This is a genomic window from Phenylobacterium sp., from assembly GCF_036963605.1.
Classification (GTDB): domain Bacteria; phylum Pseudomonadota; class Alphaproteobacteria; order Caulobacterales; family Caulobacteraceae; genus Phenylobacterium.
The window spans coordinates 1-21,595 of record NZ_JBALUY010000025.1; the positions used below are offsets into that span (position 1 = coordinate 1).

The window sequence follows — 21,595 nt, forward strand, 5'->3', positions numbered from 1 at the left end:
GCTCCAGGCGGGCGCCATAGATGAAGTCGGGCATGCGCTTGAGGCCGTCGAGGTACTGCGCGGCGTCAAACCCGCGGGACACGACGAAGTCCCCCCGGGAATCGACGCTGCCGGGCGAGGCGACGCCGGCGGTGTAGCGGAACACATCCTGCAGATCGACGACGGTGCGGTCCTCGATCTCCTGAGCGGTGATCACGCTGATGCCCTGGGGCACTTCGGTCAGCGCGGTGTCGGTCTTGGTGGCGGCCACGGCCCGGGCGCCCACCACCACCACTTCATCGACATTGCTGGCTTCGGTCTGGGCCAGGGCCGCCATCGGGGCGGCAAGGGCGCAACTGGACATCAGCGCGACGCACAGGCGCCTGGCGGTCTTCGGTCGTTTGATGAGCTTATGCATCACATACACCCCCGTATTGTGTTCGTTTCGACGACCCGCAGCAGCGGCGCGAGGCATCCCCAAAGCCATTGAACACCAGGCCGAACGCAGGCCCGCGGGGTTTTCAGGGTAAGTCAGCCCAAAGATGGGTAAGGCGAGCCTGGTCCGCCCGGGGGCCTGCGCGACCCCGGCAGATCGTCTATGTGTCGGCCCCTTCGCGGGTCCGCCGCATCAGCTCGGCGAGGGGGGACGGCGACAGATGCTGGACAATCTTTTCGAAGGTCTCCGGCGTTTCGTCCTGGCCCAGCTTGAACTTTCCGACCTGACGGATCACCCGGGCGCGGAAGGCGAGAATGCGCTGGGCCAGGGGCTCATAGCGCGCGCCCATCCGGTCGGTCGTCCATTGGCCCTGCTCCATCGTCTCGACCAGCTCGGCCAGGGCGCGATCATTTTCGCCGGCGTCGAAACGCACCTCGACCTCGAAATAGGCCAGGGCATAGTTCCAGGTCGGCGCCCAGCCGGTCGGACTGACCCAGGCGGTCGGCACATAGGCGTGCGGCCCCATGAAGGTCACGAGAGCTCGGGGATCAGCCTGCAACGCCTCGATCTGGGGGTTGGACCGGCCAAAATGGCCGAAGAACTCGGTGACGCCGCCCTCGGCGTTCAACTGGGCCAGCAGCGGCAGCGGCGTGACATGGGCCGGTGGCCCGCTGGTGCTCACCAGGCCCAGGATCTGATCGCGCACGAAGGCGCCGACATCAGATGGGTGGGCGGGGTCGAACGGAGAGATCGGCGGCGGTCTGTCGCTCATGCCTCATACCTCGGCTGGCCATCGACGATGGTCTGCAGCACCTTGATCTTGTTTAGCCCATCAAGGGGCGCGGTCAGCGGATTGGCGTCCAGCACGGCGATGTCGGCCAGCCGGCCGACGGACAGTTCGCCCAGCCGGTCTTCCTGGAAGCCGGCATAGGCGTTCGCCGCGGTGTAGGCGATCAGGGCCTGCTCGACGGTGATCCGTTCCTCCGGAATCCAGCCGTCGGGATTGGCGTCGTCGATCGTCTGGCGGGTCACCGCAGCGTGGACGCCCGTGATCGGATCGATCGGTCCCACCGGCCAATCAGAGCCAAAGGTTGTCCGCGCCCCGGCCTGCAGGAACGAGGCGAAGGCGTAGGTTCCGGCCAGACGCGCCGGTCCGATCCTCTCGACCGCCCAGCGCCCGTCGTCGATGGCGTGAAAGGGCTGCACCGAGGCGATCACCTTCTGGCGGGCGAAGCGCGGAATGCTCTGCGGTCGAACATGCTGGGCATGCTCAATGCGGAAGCGGCGATCGCGCGCGCCATTCAGCCGCTCGGCCTCGGCGAAGATGTCGAGGACATCATCATTGGCCCGGTCGCCAATGGCGTGAACGGTCACATGCAGGCCGTGGCGATCGGCGGCGATCACCGCCTCACGCAGGTCGTTCAGGGCCATGACCCGCGTGCCGTGCTGGTCTGGGGCGTCGGAATAGGGCTCGTAGAAGAGCGCCGTGCGCGAGCCGAGCGAACCGTCCGCCAGACCCTTGACGCCGCCCCAGCGCACCCAGTCGTCGCCGCGGCCATTACGGGCGACGAAGCCAGCCATCTTCTCCCAGTCCTGCAGCGGCACGAAGGAGTAGAAGCGCATGTCCGTTTCGCCGCCGCGGCGCAGGCGCAGCAGCGAGTCCTGGACGCTCCAGTCGATCTCCGGGCAGTGGACCTGGGCGACGCCGCGGCTGAGGCCGTGGGCGATCCCGGCGCGCATCGCCTCGTCCGTTTCGGCCTCGCTCGTCGGTGGGATGACCCGGTCCACGAGGTCCTTGGCGTTGTCGCGCAAGATGCCCGTGGGCTCGCCCGAGGCGTCGCGGTCGATCACGCCGCCGGCCGGATCTGGGGTCTCGCGGGTGATGCCGGCCAGGCGCAGGGCCAGGCTGTTGACCAGATACATGTGCAGATCGGTGCGCGGGGCGATGAACGGCGTGTCCGGGGTCGCCGCATCGATCCAGTGGCGGTCGGGCAGCCGGCCGCCCAGGCGCTGCTCGTCCCAGGAGCCGCCCCGAAGCCAGCGCCCTGGTCTTAGCTGCGCGGCGGCCTGGCCCACGCGGTTCACAAAATCGGCGCGGTCAGCCGCCCCCAGCAGGTCGGGCTGGGCCAGCATGGTCGAGGCCAGTCGGAAATGGGTGTGGTTGTCGATGAAGGCGGGCATGGCGAAGGCGCCGGCCAGGTCGATCACGCGGGTTCGCGAGGTCGTCAGGGCGCGGACCTGACCTGCCCCCACAGCCGCGATCTTGCCGGCGGACACACCTACAGCTTCGGCGAGGGACGCCGCGGTCTGTCCAGTCCAGACCTGGCCGTTCACGAGCGCCAGGTCGAGGCCGGTTTCGGCTGCGCGGGCCGTCAGGGCCTGGGCCGACAGCAGGGCCAGGGCGCCCGCCCCCAGCAGATGGCGACGATCAATCATGGTGCGATCCTCCTGGCCTTCGTCCTTGAGAGTCTGTCGTTTCGCCCGGCGGCCCTTAGCGCGCCCCGGCGCGTCCCGCCACATCGTCTTGACGGACCAAAGCAAACAATTTTAAATCTAAAATATTATCCTGGCGGGGCGATCGTAGGTGCAGACATGAAGGTCACGATCGTAGGCGCGGGCCCGGCAGGACTCTATTTCGCGATTCTGATGAAGCAGTGGGCGCCTGCCGCGGCGATCCATGTGGTCGAGCGCCATGGGGCCGATGAGACGTTTGGATTCGGCGTCGTATTCTCCGACCAGACCCTCGACATCTTCCGCAAGTACGACCCCGAGAGCTATGCTGAGATCGTCCACAGCTTCGCCTATTGGGACGATGTCGAGATTAGCTTCAAGGGCGAGCGAATGCGCATCGGGGGCAATGGCTTCTGCGGCTGCTCGCGACGGACCCTGCTAGGCATCCTGCAGGACCGGGCCACCAGCCTGGGCGTGACGGTCGCCTTCGACACTGAGGTCGGAGACCTGTCGGCCTTCGCCGACAGCGATCTCATTGTGGCCGCCGACGGCGCCAATAGCGCGATCCGCGAGGCCGAGAGCGACTGGTTCAGGCCGGTGGTCGACGTGCGGCCTAACATGTTCGTCTGGCTCGGTTCCACCCGGCCACTGGACGCCTTCCAGTTCCTGTTCCGGGAAACCGAGCACGGGGTGTTTATCGCCCATTGCTACCAGTATGAGGCCGGTCGCTCGACATGGATCGTCGAGACGGACGCGGCGACCTTCTCCCGTGCGGGCTTACATCCGACAGATGAGGCGGCGACGGTCGCCTTCCTGGAGCAGGTCTTCGCCGCCGACCTTGACGGCCATGGGCTGATCGCCAACCGCTCCATCTGGCGCAACTTTCCGATGATCCGCAACGCCCGCTGGGTGAAGGACAACGTCGTCTTGCTGGGCGACGCCAAGGCCACCGCGCACTTTTCCATCGGCTCGGGCACCAAGCTCGCCATGGAGGACGCAATCGCCCTCTACGAGGCATTCCGGCGTGAGGGCGCTGTGGCGCCCGCCCTCGTCGGCTTCGAGCGGGACCGCCGGGAGGACGTCGAGAAAACCCAGCATGCGGCAGATGTCTCGCTGGTCTGGTTCGAGCAGCTGGCGCGGTTTTGGGACTTCGACCCCGTGACCTTCGGCTTCGGTCTGATGACGCGCTCAAAGGCGATCACCTACGACAATCTGGCGCTCAGGGCGCCGGAGTTCGTCAAAACCGTCAGCCACACCTTTGCAGAACGACAGCAGGCCTCGGGGCATCCGGTAAACCTCGCCACGCCGCGGCCGCCGATGTTCCAACCTTTCCGGATGCGAGATCTGGTCCTGCCCAACCGCGTCGCCGTCTCTCCCATGTGCATGTATTCCGCGCCGGACGGGTCGCCGAATGACTGGCATCTTGTCCATCTGGGCGCCCGCGCGATCGGTGGCGCCGGGCTGATCTTCACCGAAATGACGGACGTTTCTCCGGAAGGTCGGATCACCCCGAGCTGCGCAGCGCTCTATACAGACGAGCATGAGGCTGGTTGGGCGCGGGTGGTTGGGTTCATCCACGCCAACGCCTCGGCCAAGGTCTGCTTGCAACTCGGACATGCCGGCCGCAAAGGCGCGACGCGCCTGATGTGGGACGGCATGGACCAGCCGCTGGAGGAGGGGGCATGGCCGATCCTCTCGGCCTCGCCATTGCCCTACTATCCCCACAGTCAGACACCCCGGGAGATGACCCGCGAGGATATGGACGAGGTGCGCGACGCCTTTGTCGTCGCCGCGAAGCGCGCCGACCGGGCCGGCTTCGACATGATCGAACTTCACTGCGCCCACGGCTATCTGTTGGCCTCGTTCATCTCGCCGCTCACCAACCATCGTACCGACGCCTATGGCGGCGACCTGGCCGGTCGGCTGCGCTATCCGCTAGAGGTCTTCGCGGCCCTGCGCGCGGCTTGGCCCGCGCAAAAACCCATGTCGGTGCGCATCTCGGCCACCGACTGGAAAGAGGGCGGCCTTAGCGGCGACGACTCCGTTGAGGTCGCCCGCGCCTTCGCCGCCCTCGGATGCGACCTGATCGATGTCTCCGCGGGCCAGACAGTGCATGACGCCGAGCCGGTGTTCGGGCGGATGTTCCAGACCCCTTTCTCGGACCGTATCCGCAACGAGGCGGGGATCGCCACCATGTGCGTGGGCGCCATCACCACCGCCGATCAGGTGAACACGATCCTCGCGGCCGGTCGCGCAGACTTGGTCGCCATCGGCCGGGCCCACCTGACGGACCCGTTCCTGACCATGCGGGCGGCGGTCTGGTACGGTGTCGATGTCGAATGCCCGCCGCAGTATGGGCCAGGCCAGCAGGCCTTGCGGGCCCAGATGCGCCGAGAGCGCGACGATCTGGCAGAGCTTCGTCGGCGTGCTCGTCCCGGGCGTCGCAACGCCACCGATGAATGAGGCGAGACCTTGGTCGGGGAGCAGACGTCGACAACCCTGAGTTGACCTGGTTCACAAAATACTTTGGATATGAACTAATTTGGCGCAGCAGGAGACGGGCTTGGCGCAGTTTACGGGGCGGCACGCGCTCATCACCGGCGGCGGGCGGGGGATCGGAGCAGCGATCGCCTCGGCCCTGCGCGCCACCGGCGCCCGCGTGACTATTGTAGGTCGCACAGAGGAGGCTCTACGCCAGACCGTAGCCGCCGGGGACGCCGATGAATTCGCCGTATGCGACGTCACCGACGGTGAGGCCGTCGCGCGGGCCTTTGGCGAGGCCGCCGGGCGGGGCGGGGCCATCGACCTGCTGGTCAATAACGCCGGAGGCGCCTTCAGCGCGCCATTCCAACGCACGACTACAGCCGATGTCCGCGCTATGCTCGACCTCAACCTGATGAGCTGCGTTCATACGGCCCACGCTGTGCTGCCGGGCATGGTCGACCGGCGCTACGGACGGATTGTCAACGTCGCTTCTACTGCGGCCCTGAAGGGCTATCCCTACGTCTCGGCCTATGTCGCGGCCAAGCACGCGGTGCTGGGCCTGACCCGGGCCCTGGCCCTGGAGACAGCGCGCTCCGGCGTGACGGTCAATGCGGTGTGTCCTGGCTTCACCGACACCGATCTTGTGGCCCGTAGCGTCGATGAGATCGTCGCCAAGACCGGGCGCACCGCCGAGGCGGCGCGGGCGGAGCTCACCGCCGGCAACCCTCAGGGACGGCTGGTCAATCGGACCGAGGTCGCGGCCGCTGTGCTATTTCTTTGCGGCCCAGGCGCGGGGGCCATCACCGGCGTGGCCCTGCCGGTCGCCGGTGGAGAGGTGTGACCATGGACAATCTGCCGCTGGACGCTGAGACCAAGGCGCTCGAGGCGCCGCACGATCACAAGGACGAACTGAGGCTATGGCTGCGGTTGCTGACCTGCACCACCCTGGTGGAGACAGAGATTCGCGGTCGGCTGAGGGTGCAGTTTGAGGTGACCCTGCCGCGCTTCGACCTCATGGCGCAGTTGGAGAAGGCGCCTGACGGCATGGCCCTGGGTGAGGTGTCCCGCCGGATGATGGTGTCCAACGGCAATGTTACGGGTCTGGTGGACCGTTTGGTCGAGAACGGCCATGTGGCTCGCCGCGCCCTGCCGGCTGACAAGCGCGTCCAGGTGATCTCGCTGACGCCGGAGGGGCGGTCGGAGTTCGCGCGAATGGCGATCGAACACGAGGCGTGGATCGCTGAAATGTTCGCCGGGGTATCGCCGCGTAAGGTCGGTATGCTTCTGGACCTGCTCGGCGACCTGAAGCGTTCGGTGCGCAAGGCGATCGAGGATCCCACGTGACCCTCCCATCCATGGCCGAGGCTGCTGTCAACAAGCGCGGCTTCACCACTGGCCGCAAGGTGCGGTTCGCCGACTGTGATCCTGCCGGCATCATCTACACCGGGGCCTATGTGGACATGGTCAATGGCGCGATCGAGGACTTCTTCGGCCGAGCGCTGGGGCTCGACTACTACGGCTTCATCACGGACGAAAAGGTGGGGCTGGGCTATGTGCGCTACGCCACGGACTTCATGCGCCCGGGCTTCATGGGAGACGACCTCGAGTTCGCGGTCAGCCTGAACCGCATCGGGCGAAGTTCCATCGGCCTGAAGGTCAAGGCCCTGCGTGGCGACGAGGCCCTGATGCACACTGAACTGGTGATCGTCACTACCGACCTGGTGACCCACGCCGCCATCCCGCTGCCGCCCTCGCTGCGCGCCGCGCTGACCCGTTTCCAGGACGAAAGCCTATGACCGTCGCCAAGCCCATTCCGTCGCTGACCAGCCAGCGGAGCGTGCTGCCGGAGGGTTGGCCGCGCCCCAAGGGCTTTTCCAACGGTATGCTGGCCTACGGCCCCACAGTATTCATAGGGGGCCAGATCGGCTGGGACGTGGCGGGTCGGTTCCCCGATGGATTCGTGCCCCAGGTGCGGCAGGCCTTGGCCAATATTTGCGATATTCTGGTCCAGGCGGGGGCCGGGCCCGAGCACCTGGTGCGGATGACCTGGTACGTCACCGATATGAACGCCTATCTGGGCGCTCTGAAGGAGATCGGGGCGGTCTATCGGGAACTGATCGGTCCGCACTATCCCGCCATGGCCCTGGTGCAGGTGGTGCGGCTGGTGGAGCCCCAGGCGGTGGTCGAGATCGAGGCGACAGCCGTCCTGCCCAGCGAGATGGTTCCCCCTAGCCGCCCGTGAAGGTTGGCCGAGCCTTATCCACGAAGCCCTGAAAAGCCAGCCGAAAGTCTTCGGTCTGCATGCAGATGGCCTGGGCCTGGGCCTCGCTCTCGATGGCGGTCTCCAGGCTCATACTCCATTCCTGGTTCAGCATCGTCTTGGTCATCATGTGGGCGAAGGTCGGGCCGGAGGCCAGGCGTCCGGCGAGCTTAATGGCTTCGGCCATGAGGGCTTCGGGCTCGACCAGCCGGTTGTAAAAGCCCCATTCGGCGCCCTCAGTCGCTGTCATCACCCGCCCGGTGTAAAGCAGCTCGGCGGCCCTGCCCTGGCCGATGAGGCGGGGCAGAATCGCACAAGCCCCCATATCGCAGCCGGCCAGGCCCACGCGCACGAAAAGGAAGGCGGCTTGCGCCCTCGGTGTCGCCAGGCGAAGGTCAGAGGTCATGGCCAGGATGGCGCCGGCGCCGACACAGACCCCGTCAATGGCCGAGATCACCGGTTGCGGGCAGGCCTTGATCGCCTTGACCAGATCGCCGGTCATCCGCGTGAAGGCCAGGAGCTCGCGCATGGACATGCCCGTGAGCGGCCCGATAATGTCGTGAACATCGCCGCCTGAGCTGAAATTTCCGCCCGAGCCGGTGATGATCACCACCTTGATGTCATCCTGATAGACAAGGTCCCTGAAGAAATCTCGTAGTTCGGCATAGCTGTCGAACGTCAGAGGATTCTTTCTATCCGGGCGGTCCAGAGTCACGGTCGCCACCGCGCCGTCCACGGCGAGTCGGAAATGTCGCGGCTCGGCCATCAAGGGGGCGTCAGAGGAAGGCGAGTTGGACGTCATCAGGCTTGAACCTCACGGGACGAACAGGCGCGGCAGGCGCCGCTGTCCTGCCAAAAAGCATAATTTCAAACCTAAACTAATCCAAGTGGCGCCTGAGAATTAAGCGGTCTTTCCAAACGCGCCGCAGGAGGCGGCGCGCGAGGGAGGCGCATTGACAGTTTTACGACCACTACTTTAAACCTAAAGCAATTCCTTCCTCGTGAAGTGATCGGAGGTCCATCAATGGCGCGATCAAAAGCTGACGGCGTCGAAACGCTCGGCCTTTCCGCTCCTAGGTCCTTGTGAGCCGCCGTTGCTTGGCGCCGCGGATCTTTATCGGGTTTTCAGTTTGCTGCGCAATTCTGCGCCAACCGCGTCAGCCGACCCAAGTCGGCGGCCGGACAAGGGGGAGCTACATATGAAATCTACAACGCCGAGCGGCCATCGCCGTCGTATCGCCATGCCGCTGCGCACCGCACTGCTCGTCACGGCCATGTCCGGCGTCGCCGGCGCGGCCCTCGCCCAGGCCTCGTCCGGCCCGGTCGACCTCGATGAGGTCGTGGTCACCGCTTCGAAGCGTGGCGCCGCCAGCGTCCAGGAAATTCCGTACAACATCTCGGCGGTGGGCGAGGAGCAGCTCCAGAAGACCGGCGCGGCCACACTGGATGACATTGTCCGTCAGGTGCCCGGCATTTCCACGATGGGCGGTCAGGGCAACAAGACGGTGATCATCCGTGGCCTGGCGGCGTCCGCCGGCGCGCCGCAGGTGGGCATCTATCTCGACGAAACCCCGCTGACCGGCATCGGCGGCACCAATGTCCGCCAGAGCGACATCGGCCTCTACGACATCGAACGCATCGAAGTCCTGCGCGGACCCCAGGGCACGCTCTACGGCGCCGGCTCGCAAGGGGGCACCTTGCGCTACATCACCAACAAGCCTGAGACGACCGGGGGCCTCTCCGGCGCGGTGGGCACAAAGATCGCCACGCGGGCGCGTGACGGCGGCGAGCGGCTGGAAGGCCACGCGGTGATCAACGTGCCGATCGTCGAGGATATGTTTGCGGTGCGCGCCCTGGCCTATGGACGCACCGTCGACGGCTTTGTCGATATGCCGCTGCTGGAGATTGAGGGCTCGGACAAGGAAAAGGTGGAGGGCGGCCGGTTCCAGGCGATGCTCGACCTGCCGACCCGCACAAATATTCTCGGCTCCATGGTCTACCAGCGCGCCCGGATGGATGACTCGAGCCAGACCCTCCGCGACACCGACAGCCGTCCCCTCCGTGCGCTAGAGCCCTATCTTGACGAACTGCGCCTCTACAACCTGACGGTGGAGCAGGAGGTGGGTGTCGGTACGATCACCGCCACGGTCTCCAGCTACGACCGCAAGACGCGCTTCGTCTTCGACCAGAGCCAGTTTGTCTCGCCACGGTTCGGGTCGATCAATCAGACCACCAAGACCAACGCCCTGACCGGGGAGTTGCGCTTCGCCTCAGACTTTGATGGTCCGGTGCAGGTCGTCACCGGCCTGTTCTACGAAAATCGCGATTCCGATGCGATCAGCCTCGGCGCCTTTGTGAACGATCCCAACGGCCTGATTGACGTGCCGGCCGAGCCGTTCTTCGCCCAACCCAGCGATCAACACGTCCTCAACCGGGCGGCGTTCTTCAACGCCATGTGGGACGTGACGGAGAAGCTGTCGATCGAAGGCGGCGTCCGTTACTTCAAGATGCAGCGCCGGAACGAAACCAGCCTGATCTTTGACGTCTTCGGCCGGCCACTCGGACCGCAGCCCTCGCAGAGCGCCGTGTCTGACGGTAACGCCCTCAAGGCGCAGGCGTCATACGAGTTCACCGACGATATTCTGGGCTACGCCATCTATTCGGAAGGTTTCCGCGAAGGTGGCCCCAATGCGCCAGGTCTCCTGGGGAACTACCCGCTCAGCTTTGACCCAGATTTCGTCAAGAACTATGAGCTTGGCTGGAAATCCACGGTCCTGGACCGCCAGCTACAGCTCAATGGCGCCGTCTATCTGATGAAGTGGGACGATATCCAGGTGTCCCAGCGCGATCCCACCGGCGCCTTCAACTACACGTCCAACGCCGGCAAGGCCGAACTCAAGGGGATCGAACTGGAGGGCCGTCTGCGGCCCAACGCCCTGCCGGGCTTCTCGGCCAACTTCGCCGTGCGCCGCTCGGACCAGAAGCTGACCGAGGACAATCCGCTGGTGGCCGGCCCGCCGGCCAACCCGCTGGCAGGCCTTGAGGGGGAACGGATTCCCAACACCTCGAAGTGGGGCGGTAATCTGGGGGTCGAGCAGACCTTCACCATGTTCGGGCTGGACGCCTACGCCCGCGCCGACGCCTCCTATACGGGCGAGGCTTTCACGACCTTCAGCCCCAACGATCCGATCCGCCGGGCGTTCGGCGACTACACCCTGGTCGATCTTCGCAGCGGCGTGCAGACCGGCACCTGGGAAGCCTCGATCTACGTCCGCAATCTGTTCAACGAACGGGCGCTGACCGGGTGGAACGTCCAGTCGCGGCCGGGCATCCCCGACCTGGTCCGGACAACCGAGCCGCGCGAACTGGGCATCCAACTGGGCTATAATTTCTAGCCAGCCTCAATGGCCAGGGGCGCATCGCGCGTCCCTGGCCCATAGGGATCGCTCATGCGCTCTCGCACCCTCTCGATCGGCGGCGCCTCCGTCGCCCTGGCGGCGTTCGTCCTTACATGCCCGGCTGCCAGCCAGCCGAATGAGGCGGTGATCCTCTATCGCGGCGCCACGCTAATCGATGGAAAGGGCGGCCCGCCGCGCCCAGGCATGGCGATCCTGGTCCAGGGCGAAAGGATCGTGGCGGTGGCGCCCGCCGCCGACGTCGCCGCGCCGCCGGGGGCTGAGGTCGTCGAGGCTGATGGGCTCTACGTCCTGCCGGGGCTCATTGACAGCCATGTCCACCTGGCCACCGCGCCAGAGCGGAAGCGGGCCGAAGCGACCCTCAGGCGGCAGATCTACAGTGGCGTGACAGCGGTGCGGGACATGGCCGGCGACGGGCGAGCCCTCGCTGACCTCGCTCGGTCAGCGCGCCTGGGCCTGATCCCCGCGCCCGATATCCACTACGCATCCCTGATGGCGGGTCCGAGCTTCTTTGATGACCCGCGACCTCAGGCGACCGCCCAGGGAGCCAAGGCCGGCGAGGCCCCCTGGATGCAGGCGGTGACCGTCGCCACCAATCTGCCGCGGGCGGTGGCTCGGGCGGAAGGAACCTCAGCCAGCGGGATCAAGATCTACACCGACCTTCCGCTGGGGCTGATCGCCCCCATCGTGGCCGAAAGCCATCGCCAGGGTATGAAGGTCTGGTCGCATGCGGCGATTTTCCCGACGCGGCCCGGCGACGTGATCAGGGCCGGTGTGGATGTTATCTCCCATGCCTGCCTGCTGGACTACGAGTTCGCCGCCGCCATGCCTGGCCGCTATGCCAGCTCGCCGAGCGCCGGCTTCAACTCGCCAGAGGCGCGGTTCAAGCCGATGTTCGATGAGATGCGCCGGCGCGGGACCATCCTGGACGCCACCCTGTTCGCCTACGGCCAGGGCGGGTTCGAGACGGAGGGATCGCCCAACAAGGTACTGACTTGCAAACTCGATCGGGCCGCAGAGATCACCAAATGGGCGTTCCGCGCCGGGGTGGCGATCTCCGCTGGCACTGACGGCGAGACCACGGCCGGTGCGCCGTTCCCTGCTCTCAATGACGAACTCGAACATCTGGCTCGGGCAGGGCTCCCGCCGTTGGAGGTGCTGCGCGCCGCCTCGCTGAACGGCGCCCGCGCGATCGGCCAGGAGGCGCAGATGGGCGTGATTGAGCCTGGCAAGCTGGCTGACCTGGTGTTCGTGCGCGAGGACCCTACGAAGGACGTACGCGCGTTGCGCTCAATCACCCTGACGGTGAAGCGGGGCGTGCGCTATCAGCGGTCCGACTTTCTGATCCAGCCCTAAAAGTCGACCTGCGTGCCGAAGCCCTCGCGCAGCGCCGCCTGGTAGAGCCACCAGGCGCTCGACAGGTCCTGCACGATGCTGCCCAGGGACTTGTAGACCGTGATGTCGGCCGGACTCCGGCGACCTTCCAGGATCCCATCGAGCACGGCGCCGATCTCGCCCAGGATGTGGTCATCATCGACCAGCGCATTTCGCTTGGCGTTCAGGAATTCCGCGCCCTGCAACAGGACGCCCTGGCGATGGTCGGCGAAGTACCTTGAGCGCGCCACCAGCTCGTCGTCCACCTCGGCGGGACCCGCGCGGCTGGAACCCACCAGGTTGAGGTGGGCGCCCTCGGAGACCCAGCGGCCGAACAGGATAGGTTCGACCGCGGCGGTGGTGGTGCAGATGATCTCGGCGCCGGCCGTGGCGGCCTCGACGCTATCACACGCCGTGGCCGGCGCGCCCAGGGCCTGGCCGATCCGCTGGGCGAAGGCGTGGGCGTGTTCGGGCGAGCGTCCCCAGACGCGGATCTCCTCGATTGAGCGGACCTTGGCGATGGCCATGGCGTGCGCCTCGGCCTGTTCGCCATAGCCGAGAATGGCCAGCCGCGAGGCGTCGGGACGGGAGAGGGCGTCTGTGGCGACCGCCGAGGCCGAAGCCGTGCGAATGGCGGTGATCTCTCCGGCATGCACCGCCGCCGCTAGGGCGCCGGTGGCAGGGTCGAACACCGCGACCAGGCCTTGGTGCGACTGCAGGCCTTGGGCGAAATTCTCTGGATAGACGCTGATCATCTTGGCGCCGAACACCTCGCCGGCGCCCATGGACCCCGGCATGACGCCGAAGGCCCGACCCTCGTCCAGGTCGATGATCCCGCGGGGAAGTTGCCGCGTGACGCCCCGCGATAGGGCGATCATCGCATCGCGGACCATGGGGATGCTGACGTCCCAGGTGAGATGCGCCCGGACCGCCTCTCGGCCGATGACGATCATGCGCTAGGCGGCGCTGTCGGCGGCGACGGGCTCGGAGGCAGCCTGCCGCGCCGCGCGGCGCTTGAACCACTGAACTAGGAGGCCCGCGTTCACGACCATGATGATGCCGTAGATGGTCGGGGTGATCGCCAGGGAGACGTCCTTCAGGATCGAAAGCGACAGGAAGGTCGCCATGGTCGCGTTCTGGATACCGACCTCGATGCCCACCGTCAGCTTGTCCTGCCTAACCAAGCCAAGGGCCGTGGCGATGGCAAGCCCCAGACCCATGCCCAGCACGTTCAGCAGGATAGCGGCGGGACCGGCGCGCAAGATGTTCTGGACCACCAGCTCCAGGCTCACCAGCACCGAGAACAGGATGACCGCGACGAGCACCACCAGGGAGGCCGGGCGCAGCCAGACGCTCATCCGGTCGGCCCAGTCCGCGTTCAGGCGGCGCAGAGCCATACCTGACAGGACCGGGATCATGGTCATCTGGGCCAGCTGCATGGTGGTCTGCCGGGCCGACATCTGGGGCGCCTCGCCGGCCAGATAGTAGTGGCCGAGGCCCCAGCTCACCAGAAGCGGAATAGTGAACACGGTGATCAGGCTGGAGAGCGTCGTCATCACCACGGCCAGGGCGACATTGGCCTTGGCCGCATAGGTGATCGCGTTGGAGGTGATGCCGCCGGGACAGACCGCCAGGATGAACAGGCCCATGGCCATGGCGGGCGGCAGTTGAAAGGCCCAGGCGATGGCCATGGCCAGGGGCGGCAGGCAGACAAGTTGGCCGAACAGACCGCCGAAGACCGCCTTGGGATTGCGCACCACCTCCTTGAAGTCGGTGAGCGTCAGGGAGAGCCCCATGCTGAACATGATCGCCGCAAGGCCGATCGGCACAATGACGGTGTTGACCAGGGTCACGACCTCAGGCGGCATGAAGCGTCCTCTCGTTCAAAGGTGTCTGGGGCTCAGGCGCCCCAGATATCCTTGGCGTAGCGCACAAAATTGCCGCCTAGGATTTTCTCGATCCGGGTCGTGGAGTGGCCCCGGGCTTTCAGCCTGTCAGCCAGATCTCGGAACTGGGTGGGCCCCCGCAGGTCGATGGCGAAGGGGTAGGTCTCCGGCCCTTCACCGGTGGCGCCGATGCCGCGCGCTTTTCGATCAGCGACTTCCCTGGCGAGGGCGCTTTTGTAGGTTTCCATGTCGTCGATCTGGGTTATGGGGCCGTCGGTGCCGATGCCCACATGATCTTCGCCGCAGACCTTCAGGGCGTGCTCAATATGCTCGACAATGTCGACGGCGCGGACCTTACCCTCCTTGTTGAGGAACGGCATGAAGTAGATGCCCACGAAGCCGCCCTTGTCGGCCACGAGCTTCAACTCCTCGTCGGTCTTGTTGCGCGGCAGGTCGGTGAGGGCGCGGCAGCCGGTGTGGTTGATGGAGATTGGCTGTGTGGAGGCGCGGGCGGCGTCCAGGCAGGTCTGCTGGCCGCTATGCGACAGGTCCACCATGATCCTGTTGGCGTTCAGCCGCGCCACGACCTCATGTCCGAACGGTGTCAGCCCACGGTTCTCAGGGGCCATGGAGCCATCGCCCAGGTGGTTGGCGGGATTGTAGGTGAGCTGGATGATCCGCACGCCCAGGTCGTTGAAGACGTCGATCCGCTCCAGGCTGTCCCCGACCATGACCGCGTTCTGGAAACCGTAGATCAGTCCGATCTTGTTCTCGCGCTTGGCCCTCAGGATGTCGGCGGCCGACAGCACCTTGATCAGATCGCTCGACTGCTCGCGCACCATCCGGTCGTACTGGGCGACAGAGGCGACCGAGACCTCATAGGGATCGCCATCGCCGGCCACATAGCCAAGCGTGCAGTTGACCGCTGTGACGCCCGAGAGGCGAGCGTCCTGGATGGTCCGCGCATCGAGCCGCCGCGGCTTGCGCACGCCGCGCGCGATGCTGCTCTCGTTGTCTTCGTCGCGGGTGTTCGGATTCGAAAGGCCGCCCAGGGCGTTGACGATGATGGCATCCGCCCATGGGTCAGCCGTCTTCGCCGAGACGGGTCCGGCGACGGCGATCAGGGCCGGGGCCGCGACGGCCATGCCCAGGATGGCGCGGCGGCTGGCGCCGGCGCCGCGAACGGTCTCTTGGTCTTCGGTGCTCATTGGCTGGCCCCCTCGGCCTCAGTGATCGGCGTGTAGGCGGCGCGCTGGTAGATCACGCCGCGTTTGACAGTAAAGGCCACCTCGCGCAGGGCGCTGATGTCCTGCGTCGGGTCCTTTGAGACGAACACCAGGTTGGCCAGCTTTCCGGGCTCGACCACGCCCATCTCCGCCTCGCGGCCGATGGTCATGGCCGCAATCTGAGTGGCTGATCGGATCACCTGCAGGGGCGGCATGCCCACCTTGTCGCTCAAAAGCTCAAGTTCTTCGTGCAGGGCGGGATAGGCCGCCTCCCAGTCGGTCTCGCCATCCGTGCCGCTCGAGATCAGCACGCCGCGACGATAGGCCTGGGAGGTGAGGCGATAGGCGAGGTCGGCGCTGCAGCGAGGCGGCCGGCCCGTTTTCGTCTTGGCGTAGCGGGCGTCCCCCTCGGCATAGACCCGCACCGTGGCGTCGAGAATGATGTCCTTGGCCTTCATCTTGTCGAACAGCGCCGTGATTACCGGATTGTCGCCGTCGCCGAGAGCGCCGACGTCCACCGGCGTAGGGTCCTGGTAGCTGCCCGGCATTTCGGCCATCACCTGATAGCCGATCGGACAAGCGTGGGAGGTGACATCGACGTCGGCGTCGATCACCTCCTCTGGCGTGGCCGGGAAGACTGCGGTGTGGGCCCAGACGGCGATGTTCTGGCGATGGGCCTCGGCGGTGATCTTCTTCACCAGATGGCCAGGCAGGTTGGCGTAGATCTTGATCGCCGTCGCATAGGTGCCGCGGGCCATGGCGACCGCCAGAGGCATGTCGGTCTCGTCCGTGATCTCCTGCATCCAGGGCACCTTGCCGGGGATATCGCCCTGGGAGACCGCAATGGTTCGCGGATCGTCGAAGAAGCTCGACCCGGCCATCAGCGCGGCGAAGTAGATGTCCGGCGCGGGGATTTCGCCCAGACGCGATCGGCGCTGCAACTCCGCGACGGAGCGCAGGTCATCGGCCATATCGCGCACGGCGGTGATCCCGCTGTAGAGCTGGCGGCGCATCTGCCCCTCGGCCTTGCGGGCGTTGGGTGGCGTGGCCAGGTGAACGTGCGTGTCGATCAGGCCGGGCAGAACATAGAGGCTACTGGCGTCGACCACCCGGGCGCCTGTCGGATTGGCTGCGGGAGAGTCGCTGGGCGCGACCGCGACAATCTCCGCGCCGTCCACGACCACGCTCATGCCCGGCTGCGCCGGCGTGCCGGCGCCGTCGATCAGGGTCGCGTCGCGGTAGACCACCACCTCCCCCTTGGGCGCGGCGCCAGGGTCGGGCGGCGTGACCGGCCCCTGCCAGCTTCCAAAGGCCTCGTCTCCGGCGCCTCCAGGCTCGTGGCCATGGGCCGCGCCCCCCAAGACGATCGCCAGGGTGAGGGCGCCAGCCGACATGAGTTTTGAAGCTCGGATCATGATCCCTCTGAATGTTCGGGGCGCATCGCCGCCTGGTCGCGAAGCACGAACCGTTGGACCTTGCCCGAGGCGTTGCGGGGCAGGGCGGAAAGGAACTCCACCGCACGCGGATACTTGAATGGCGCGATGTCGACCTTGACGAAATCCTGGATGCTTCGGGCCAATGCGGCGTCGGCGGTTTGCCCGGGGGTCAGGACCACATAGGCCTTCACCACTGTCCCGCGGTCGGGGTCGGGGGACGCGACCACAGCGCATTCCTGCACAGCCTCGTGGCGCAGCACCGACTCTTCCACCTCCCGACCGGAGATGTTGTAGCCAGACGAAATGATCATGTCATCAGCCCGGCCAGCGAACCAGAGACAGCCGGTTTCGTCGATGGAATAGGCGTCGCCGGTCAAATTCCATCCGCCGCGAACATAGTTGGCCTGACGTTCGTCCTCCAGGTAGCGGCAGCCGGTTGGCCCCTTTACCGCCAGCTGGCCAATCTCGCCTGGCAGGGCCAATCGTAGGTCCGGCCTCAGGACGCAGACCTGATAGCCCGGCACAGCGCGCCCGGTGGCGCCAGGTTCATCGCGGTCAGGCTGGGTCGACGCAAAGATGTGCAACATCTCCGTTGAGCCGATGCCATTGATTATGGAAGCGCCGGTGGCCGCCTTCCATGCATTCCAGGACGCGGCGGGCAGATGCTCGCCGGCGGATACGAAGCGCCGCACGCTGCTGAGGTCCGCGGTCGCGGCGCGGGCGGTCATGGCGCGATAGGCCGTCGGCGCCGTCATGACGATGGTGGGACGGTGCTCTTCCATGGCGTCGAACAGCTTGTCGGGCGCGGCGTTCGACAACAGGAGGGCGGAGGCGCCGTGCCGGAGCGGAAAGACCAGATGGGCGCCGAGACCGAAGGTGAATCCCATCGGCGCGCTGCATAGGAAGATATCGTCGGCGCGGGTGTCCAGCAGACTGCGGGGAAAGCCATCGGCGATGGTCAGGACATCGCGATGGAAATGCACCGTCGCCTTCGGGTCGCCGGTGGTGCCTGAGGTGAAGGCGATCAAGGCGGGATCTGTGGCGTAGGTGTCGGTCGCCTCGGCCTGGTCGGGCTGATGCCGCAACCGCCGCTCAAGCTCCTGATCGCCCCGGCCGTCCAGGCTGTAGCCGATGATCGTGCGGCCATGACCGACCTCTTCGGCGGCGGCCATGAGCTCCGGCTCAAGGTCAGCCTCCACCAGGCACAGGGCTGGCTGAGTTTTGCGGAGGACAAAGGCTAGCTCCCGCGTCCGCAGCATCGGCATGGTGACGACCACCACTGCGCCGATCTTCACGGCGGCCAGCCAGAGGGCGCACAGCATGGGGCCGTTTTTGCCCCGCAGCACAATGCGGCCGCCGGGGACGACGCCCAGGTCGCGCAGGCCGCCGCAGATGCGATCGGTGGTCTGCGCCAGCTCAGCATAGGTCCAGGCACCGCCTGGCCAGCGAAGGGCGATGGCGTGTCGATCACCGCCCGCCAGCAGCGCGCTTGCGGCGTTCAGCCGCTCGGGGAAATGCAGGGTGGGATGGTCGAAACGAAAGTCCGGCAGGGCGTCGCCGTGGGGCAGACGCTCAAGAACGAATCGGTCGGTATGTGCCGTGGGCATTCGGCGCTCCGCGAGGGGATCGACCGGCTGACAGTCCTTCACGCCCCTCGGAAATTATTTGAAGCCTAAATTAATATGGCTGTAAAGTCGCCGCACCAGAGCCGACCGGTGCGAGGGAGTGCTGCCGTGAATTTGAGCAGGGAATTGTGCGCGGCGCGGGACGCCGCCGACGCCCTCAGTGGGCGGCGAGACCTGTTCGACCTGCCCGATGGAGTTATCTATCTCGATGGAAATTCCCTGGGCGCTCTGCCGCGTGCGGTGGGTCCCCGGCTAGAGGCGGCCGTCAGCCAGGCCTGGGGAAAGGATTTGATCAGCAGCTGGAACGTCCATGGCTGGATCGATCTGCCATCTCGCGTCGGCGCACGTCTGGCGCGGTTGATCGGCGCGAGGCCCCACGAGGTGATCGCCTCTGACTCCACCTCGGTGAACCTCTTCAAGCTGGCCGCTGCCGCGGTGGCTATGCGGAAGGAGCGCAGCGTCATTGTCACCGAGTCAGGCAACTTTCCCACCGACCTCTACATCCTGCAGGGCCTGCGCGACCTCCTGGGGGACGACCTGATCTCGTTGCGGGTGGTGGAGCCCGAGCAGGTCGCGGGCGCCCTCGACGAGGATGTCGCCGCGGTGGTGCTGACCCATGTGCATTACAAGTCCGGCCGCCTGCATGACATGGCCGCGATCACCCAACGGGCCCACGAGGTCGGCGCACTGGCGCTCTGGGACCTCAGTCATAGCGCCGGCGCCGTGGAGCTGGATCTCAACGGCTGCGGCGTCGATCTGGCTGTAGGCTGCGGTTACAAATACCTCAATGGTGGGCCAGGGGCGCCGGCCTTCCTCTACGTGGCCGAGCGTCACCATGACGACTTGCGTTCGCCGCTCACCGGCTGGATGGGTCATGCTCGGCCGTTCGAGTTTGTCGACACCTATGAGCCCGGCGGAGGTGTGCTGCGCGGCCTTTGCGGAACTCCGCCGATCCTGGGCTTGACGGCCCTGGACGCCGCGCTTGACGTCTTTGACGGCGTGGCTATGGCCGACCTGAGGGCCAAGTCCCAGGCCCTGGGCGACCTCTTTCTGCATCTTGTCGCAGGGCGCTGCGCGGACGCGGGCTTGGGCTTGGCTTGTCCAACGGACTCGGCGCTGCGTGGCAGCCAGGTAAGCCTCAGCCACCCCGACGGCTACGCCATCGTTCAGGCGCTGATCGAGCGGGGCGTCACCGGCGACTTCCGGGCGCCGGACATTCTGCGCTTTGGCTTCGCCCCGCTCTATGTTCGCTTCGTCGATATCTGGGACGCCGTGGAGATCCTGCGCGACGTGATGGCGAGCGAAACCTGGCGTGAGCCGAGGTTCAATCTGAAGGCTGCGGTGACATGAGCAAGACCGACACATCCTCCTCTGACGAGGCGCTGGCTGGCGTGCATGAGCGCCCGGATATCAGCTACGCCACCTATTTGGGCCTTGATCGGCTGCTGAGCGCCCAGACCCCGCTGTCGGGCGAGCACGACGAATTCCTGTTCATTGTGGTCCACCAAGCGTCTGAACTCTGGCTGGCCTTGTCGCTGCACGAGCTGCGGGCGGCGCGCGAGCATATTCGGCGCGATGACCTGAGCCCGGCCCTAAAGATGATCGCCCGGGTCAGCCGTATCCAGGCGCAGCTCATCCAGTCCTGGGACGTGCTCGCGACCATGACGCCCACGGAGTACAACCGGATAAGGCCCTCGCTGGGCCAGAGCTCGGGATTCCAATCGCACCAGTACCGGCTTCTGGAGTTCTTGCTCGGAGGCAAGGACGCCCAGGCGATGGCGGTCCACGTCTCGACCCCTGCTGTCCACGGCCGTCTGGCCGCCGCGCTGGCTGAGCCCAGCCTGTATGATGAGGCGATCCGACTGCTTGGACGCCGGGGCTTTGCGATTCCCACAGAGCAGATGGAACGCGACTGGACAGCGTCTCGGGCCGCCGACGCCGCCGTTGAAGCCGCTTGGCTAGAGGTCTATCGCGACCCGGACAGGTACTGGGATCTTTATGAGTTGGCCGAGAAACTGGTGGACCTGGAGTTCCGCTTCCAGCAATGGCGGTTCTCCCACATGAAAACGGTTGAGCGCATCATAGGATTCAAGCGCGGAACCGGCGGCAGTTCCGGGGTGGCCTACCTGGACCGGGCGCTTCAACGGTCTTTCTTCCCAGAATTGATCGATCTACGCACGGCTCTATAGCATCCCGAGGCATGGGCTTGGCGGCGGCCAAGGACGAAGCTTGTCCTGCGGCCCGAGACTCAGTCCAAAGCGCGGAGGATGGCGCGGACGGGCGAGGCGTCGGCGGTGGTCAGCTTGAGCGGGAGGGCGATCAGCTCGTAGTGGCCATCGGGTACGCCGTCAAAGACCAGACCTTCAAGAATAGCCATACCATGGCGACGGACCATCAGGTGCGACACCAGATCCTTGGCGTCTTCAGGGTCCAGGGACGGGGCGTCGAGGCCGATCAAGACAACGCCGCGCTCGCCCAACATATCGATGAGCTCTGGGCTGGGGCAGGCGAAGCCGGCCGGCCAGGCGTCGGTGGGAAAAGTCTCGAACGTCCGGAGTAACAGGCGCCTGACGCCAGGCGCCAGGCGGTCGGCCACCGCCTCGGGCGAAATGCGGCCGTCCGCTTGAACGACGCTGATCAGCTGGGCCGGCCCAAGATAAGGCATGAGCCTGGCCGCACCGATTGTTGGCCCCTCCGGGTCGTAGTGCAGCGGCGCATCGGCATGGGCGCCGCTGTGGGTCGAGAGGGTCAAGCGACTCACATTGACCGGACAGCCGCCCTCCAGCACCCAGGTCCTGGTCTCGTCATAGGCGGTGTCGCCTGGCCATACGGGTAGGCCATTGCGGAGGTCCTGGCTGATGTCCCAGATTCGGCGGCCGGTCTCATCGGTCTGGGTCAAAGCCACGTCCTCATGCTGAGCAGTTCGGGAAAAGAAGGCGGTCTGCAGCGCCTCGCCGATAGAGGCCCGGCCGCAGCTTAGGCCGACGGACAGGCCGAACAAGGCGCGTCACTCCGTCATGGG

The 21,595-nt window shown here is 66.1% G+C and carries 19 protein-coding genes; 9 read left to right on the plus strand and 10 right to left on the minus strand.

Translation table 11 applies throughout. The annotated features are described in order from the left end of the window. From V7702_RS06580 to V7702_RS06590, 3 genes are all read right to left on the minus strand, one after another. Positions 1–397 (minus strand): TonB-dependent receptor plug domain-containing protein (locus tag V7702_RS06580; RefSeq protein WP_335649340.1); only part of this gene is annotated, 397 nt, incomplete at its 3' end. 178 nt (positions 398–575) lie between these two features. Beyond that, on the minus strand, positions 576–1,187 hold the full coding sequence (locus V7702_RS06585) for an FMN-binding negative transcriptional regulator (RefSeq protein WP_335649341.1): 612 nt from the start codon (positions 1,185–1,187) through the stop codon (positions 576–578). Further along, positions 1,184–2,851 (minus strand): amidohydrolase, encoded by a 1,668-nt coding sequence (locus V7702_RS06590; protein WP_335649342.1) that lies wholly within the window; start codon positions 2,849–2,851, stop codon positions 1,184–1,186. Before V7702_RS06590 ends, V7702_RS06585 begins: the two co-directional genes overlap by 4 nt. A 156-nt stretch (positions 2,852–3,007) precedes the next feature. Here V7702_RS06590 and V7702_RS06595 point away from each other — a divergent pair, with 156 nt between their 5' ends. The 5 genes from V7702_RS06595 (at position 3,008) to V7702_RS06615 (ending at position 7,592) form a co-directional block, all read left to right on the plus strand. Beyond that, entirely contained in the window at positions 3,008–5,329 is a 2,322-nt protein-coding gene (locus tag V7702_RS06595; RefSeq protein WP_335649343.1) for a bifunctional salicylyl-CoA 5-hydroxylase/oxidoreductase, read from the plus strand. 100 nt (positions 5,330–5,429) lie between these two features. Next, complete coding sequence (locus V7702_RS06600; RefSeq protein ID WP_335649344.1) at positions 5,430–6,191, plus strand: SDR family NAD(P)-dependent oxidoreductase; 762 nt, start codon at positions 5,430–5,432, stop codon at positions 6,189–6,191. A 2-nt stretch (positions 6,192–6,193) separates the two neighbouring features. Next, positions 6,194–6,694, plus strand: a complete 501-nt coding sequence (locus V7702_RS06605; RefSeq protein WP_335649346.1) for a MarR family winged helix-turn-helix transcriptional regulator — start codon at positions 6,194–6,196, stop codon at positions 6,692–6,694. Beyond that, positions 6,691–7,146 carry an acyl-CoA thioesterase gene (locus V7702_RS06610; protein ID WP_335649347.1) on the plus strand — a complete coding sequence of 152 codons (456 nt, stop codon included), beginning with the start codon at positions 6,691–6,693 and terminating at the stop codon, positions 7,144–7,146. Before V7702_RS06605 ends, V7702_RS06610 begins: the two co-directional genes overlap by 4 nt. Next, positions 7,143–7,592: a RidA family protein gene (locus tag V7702_RS06615; protein ID WP_335649348.1), complete on the plus strand. Its 450-nt coding sequence runs from the start codon at positions 7,143–7,145 to the stop codon at positions 7,590–7,592. Before V7702_RS06610 ends, V7702_RS06615 begins: the two co-directional genes overlap by 4 nt. On the opposite strand, the gene V7702_RS06620 is transcribed toward V7702_RS06615, so the two are convergent. Continuing rightward, positions 7,579–8,376 (minus strand): enoyl-CoA hydratase family protein, encoded by a 798-nt coding sequence (locus tag V7702_RS06620; RefSeq protein ID WP_335649349.1) that lies wholly within the window; start codon positions 8,374–8,376, stop codon positions 7,579–7,581. The two genes, V7702_RS06615 and V7702_RS06620, sit on opposite strands and share 14 nt — an antisense overlap. A gap of 433 nt (positions 8,377–8,809) precedes the next feature. Here V7702_RS06620 and V7702_RS06625 point away from each other — a divergent pair, with 433 nt between their 5' ends. Continuing rightward, positions 8,810–11,005 (plus strand): TonB-dependent receptor, encoded by a 2,196-nt coding sequence (locus V7702_RS06625; protein ID WP_335649350.1) that lies wholly within the window; start codon positions 8,810–8,812, stop codon positions 11,003–11,005. A gap of 54 nt (positions 11,006–11,059) precedes the next feature. Then, on the plus strand, positions 11,060–12,382 hold the full coding sequence (locus V7702_RS06630) for an amidohydrolase family protein (RefSeq protein ID WP_335649351.1): 1,323 nt from the start codon (positions 11,060–11,062) through the stop codon (positions 12,380–12,382). Here V7702_RS06630 and V7702_RS06635 read toward each other — a convergent pair. From V7702_RS06635 to V7702_RS06655, 5 genes are read right to left on the minus strand one after another with little or no spacing between them, the layout of a single operon-like run. Then, entirely contained in the window at positions 12,379–13,353 is a 975-nt protein-coding gene (locus tag V7702_RS06635; protein ID WP_335649352.1) for an ornithine cyclodeaminase family protein, read from the minus strand. The genes V7702_RS06630 and V7702_RS06635 overlap by 4 nt on opposite strands. Before the next feature lie 3 nt (positions 13,354–13,356). Then, a complete protein-coding gene (locus tag V7702_RS06640) occupies positions 13,357–14,268 on the minus strand; it encodes a bile acid:sodium symporter family protein (protein ID WP_335649353.1) in 912 nt (303 codons plus the stop codon). Positions 14,269–14,300: 32 nt separating this feature from the next. Beyond that, the gene (locus V7702_RS06645) at positions 14,301–15,494 is read right to left on the minus strand and encodes a dipeptidase (RefSeq protein WP_335649354.1); all 1,194 of its coding nucleotides are present in this window, start codon (positions 15,492–15,494) and stop codon (positions 14,301–14,303) included. Further along, entirely contained in the window at positions 15,491–16,927 is a 1,437-nt protein-coding gene (locus tag V7702_RS06650; protein ID WP_335649355.1) for an amidohydrolase family protein, read from the minus strand. Before V7702_RS06650 ends, V7702_RS06645 begins: the two co-directional genes overlap by 4 nt. After that, the gene (locus tag V7702_RS06655; protein ID WP_335649356.1) at positions 16,924–18,555 is read right to left on the minus strand and encodes an AMP-binding protein; all 1,632 of its coding nucleotides are present in this window, start codon (positions 18,553–18,555) and stop codon (positions 16,924–16,926) included. Before V7702_RS06655 ends, V7702_RS06650 begins: the two co-directional genes overlap by 4 nt. A 126-nt stretch (positions 18,556–18,681) precedes the next feature. On the opposite strand from V7702_RS06655, the gene kynU reads away from it, so the two are divergent. Together kynU and kynA are read left to right on the plus strand one after the other, a co-directional pair. After that, the gene (gene kynU / locus V7702_RS06660; RefSeq protein WP_335649357.1) at positions 18,682–19,923 is read left to right on the plus strand and encodes a kynureninase; all 1,242 of its coding nucleotides are present in this window, start codon (positions 18,682–18,684) and stop codon (positions 19,921–19,923) included. Beyond that, positions 19,920–20,762: a tryptophan 2,3-dioxygenase gene (kynA, locus tag V7702_RS06665; protein WP_335649358.1), complete on the plus strand. Its 843-nt coding sequence runs from the start codon at positions 19,920–19,922 to the stop codon at positions 20,760–20,762. Before kynU ends, kynA begins: the two co-directional genes overlap by 4 nt. A 59-nt stretch (positions 20,763–20,821) precedes the next feature. On the opposite strand, the gene kynB is transcribed toward kynA, so the two are convergent. Then, positions 20,822–21,472: an arylformamidase gene (kynB, locus tag V7702_RS06670; protein ID WP_335649359.1), complete on the minus strand. Its 651-nt coding sequence runs from the start codon at positions 21,470–21,472 to the stop codon at positions 20,822–20,824. Between the last annotated feature and the right edge of the window lie 123 nt (positions 21,473–21,595).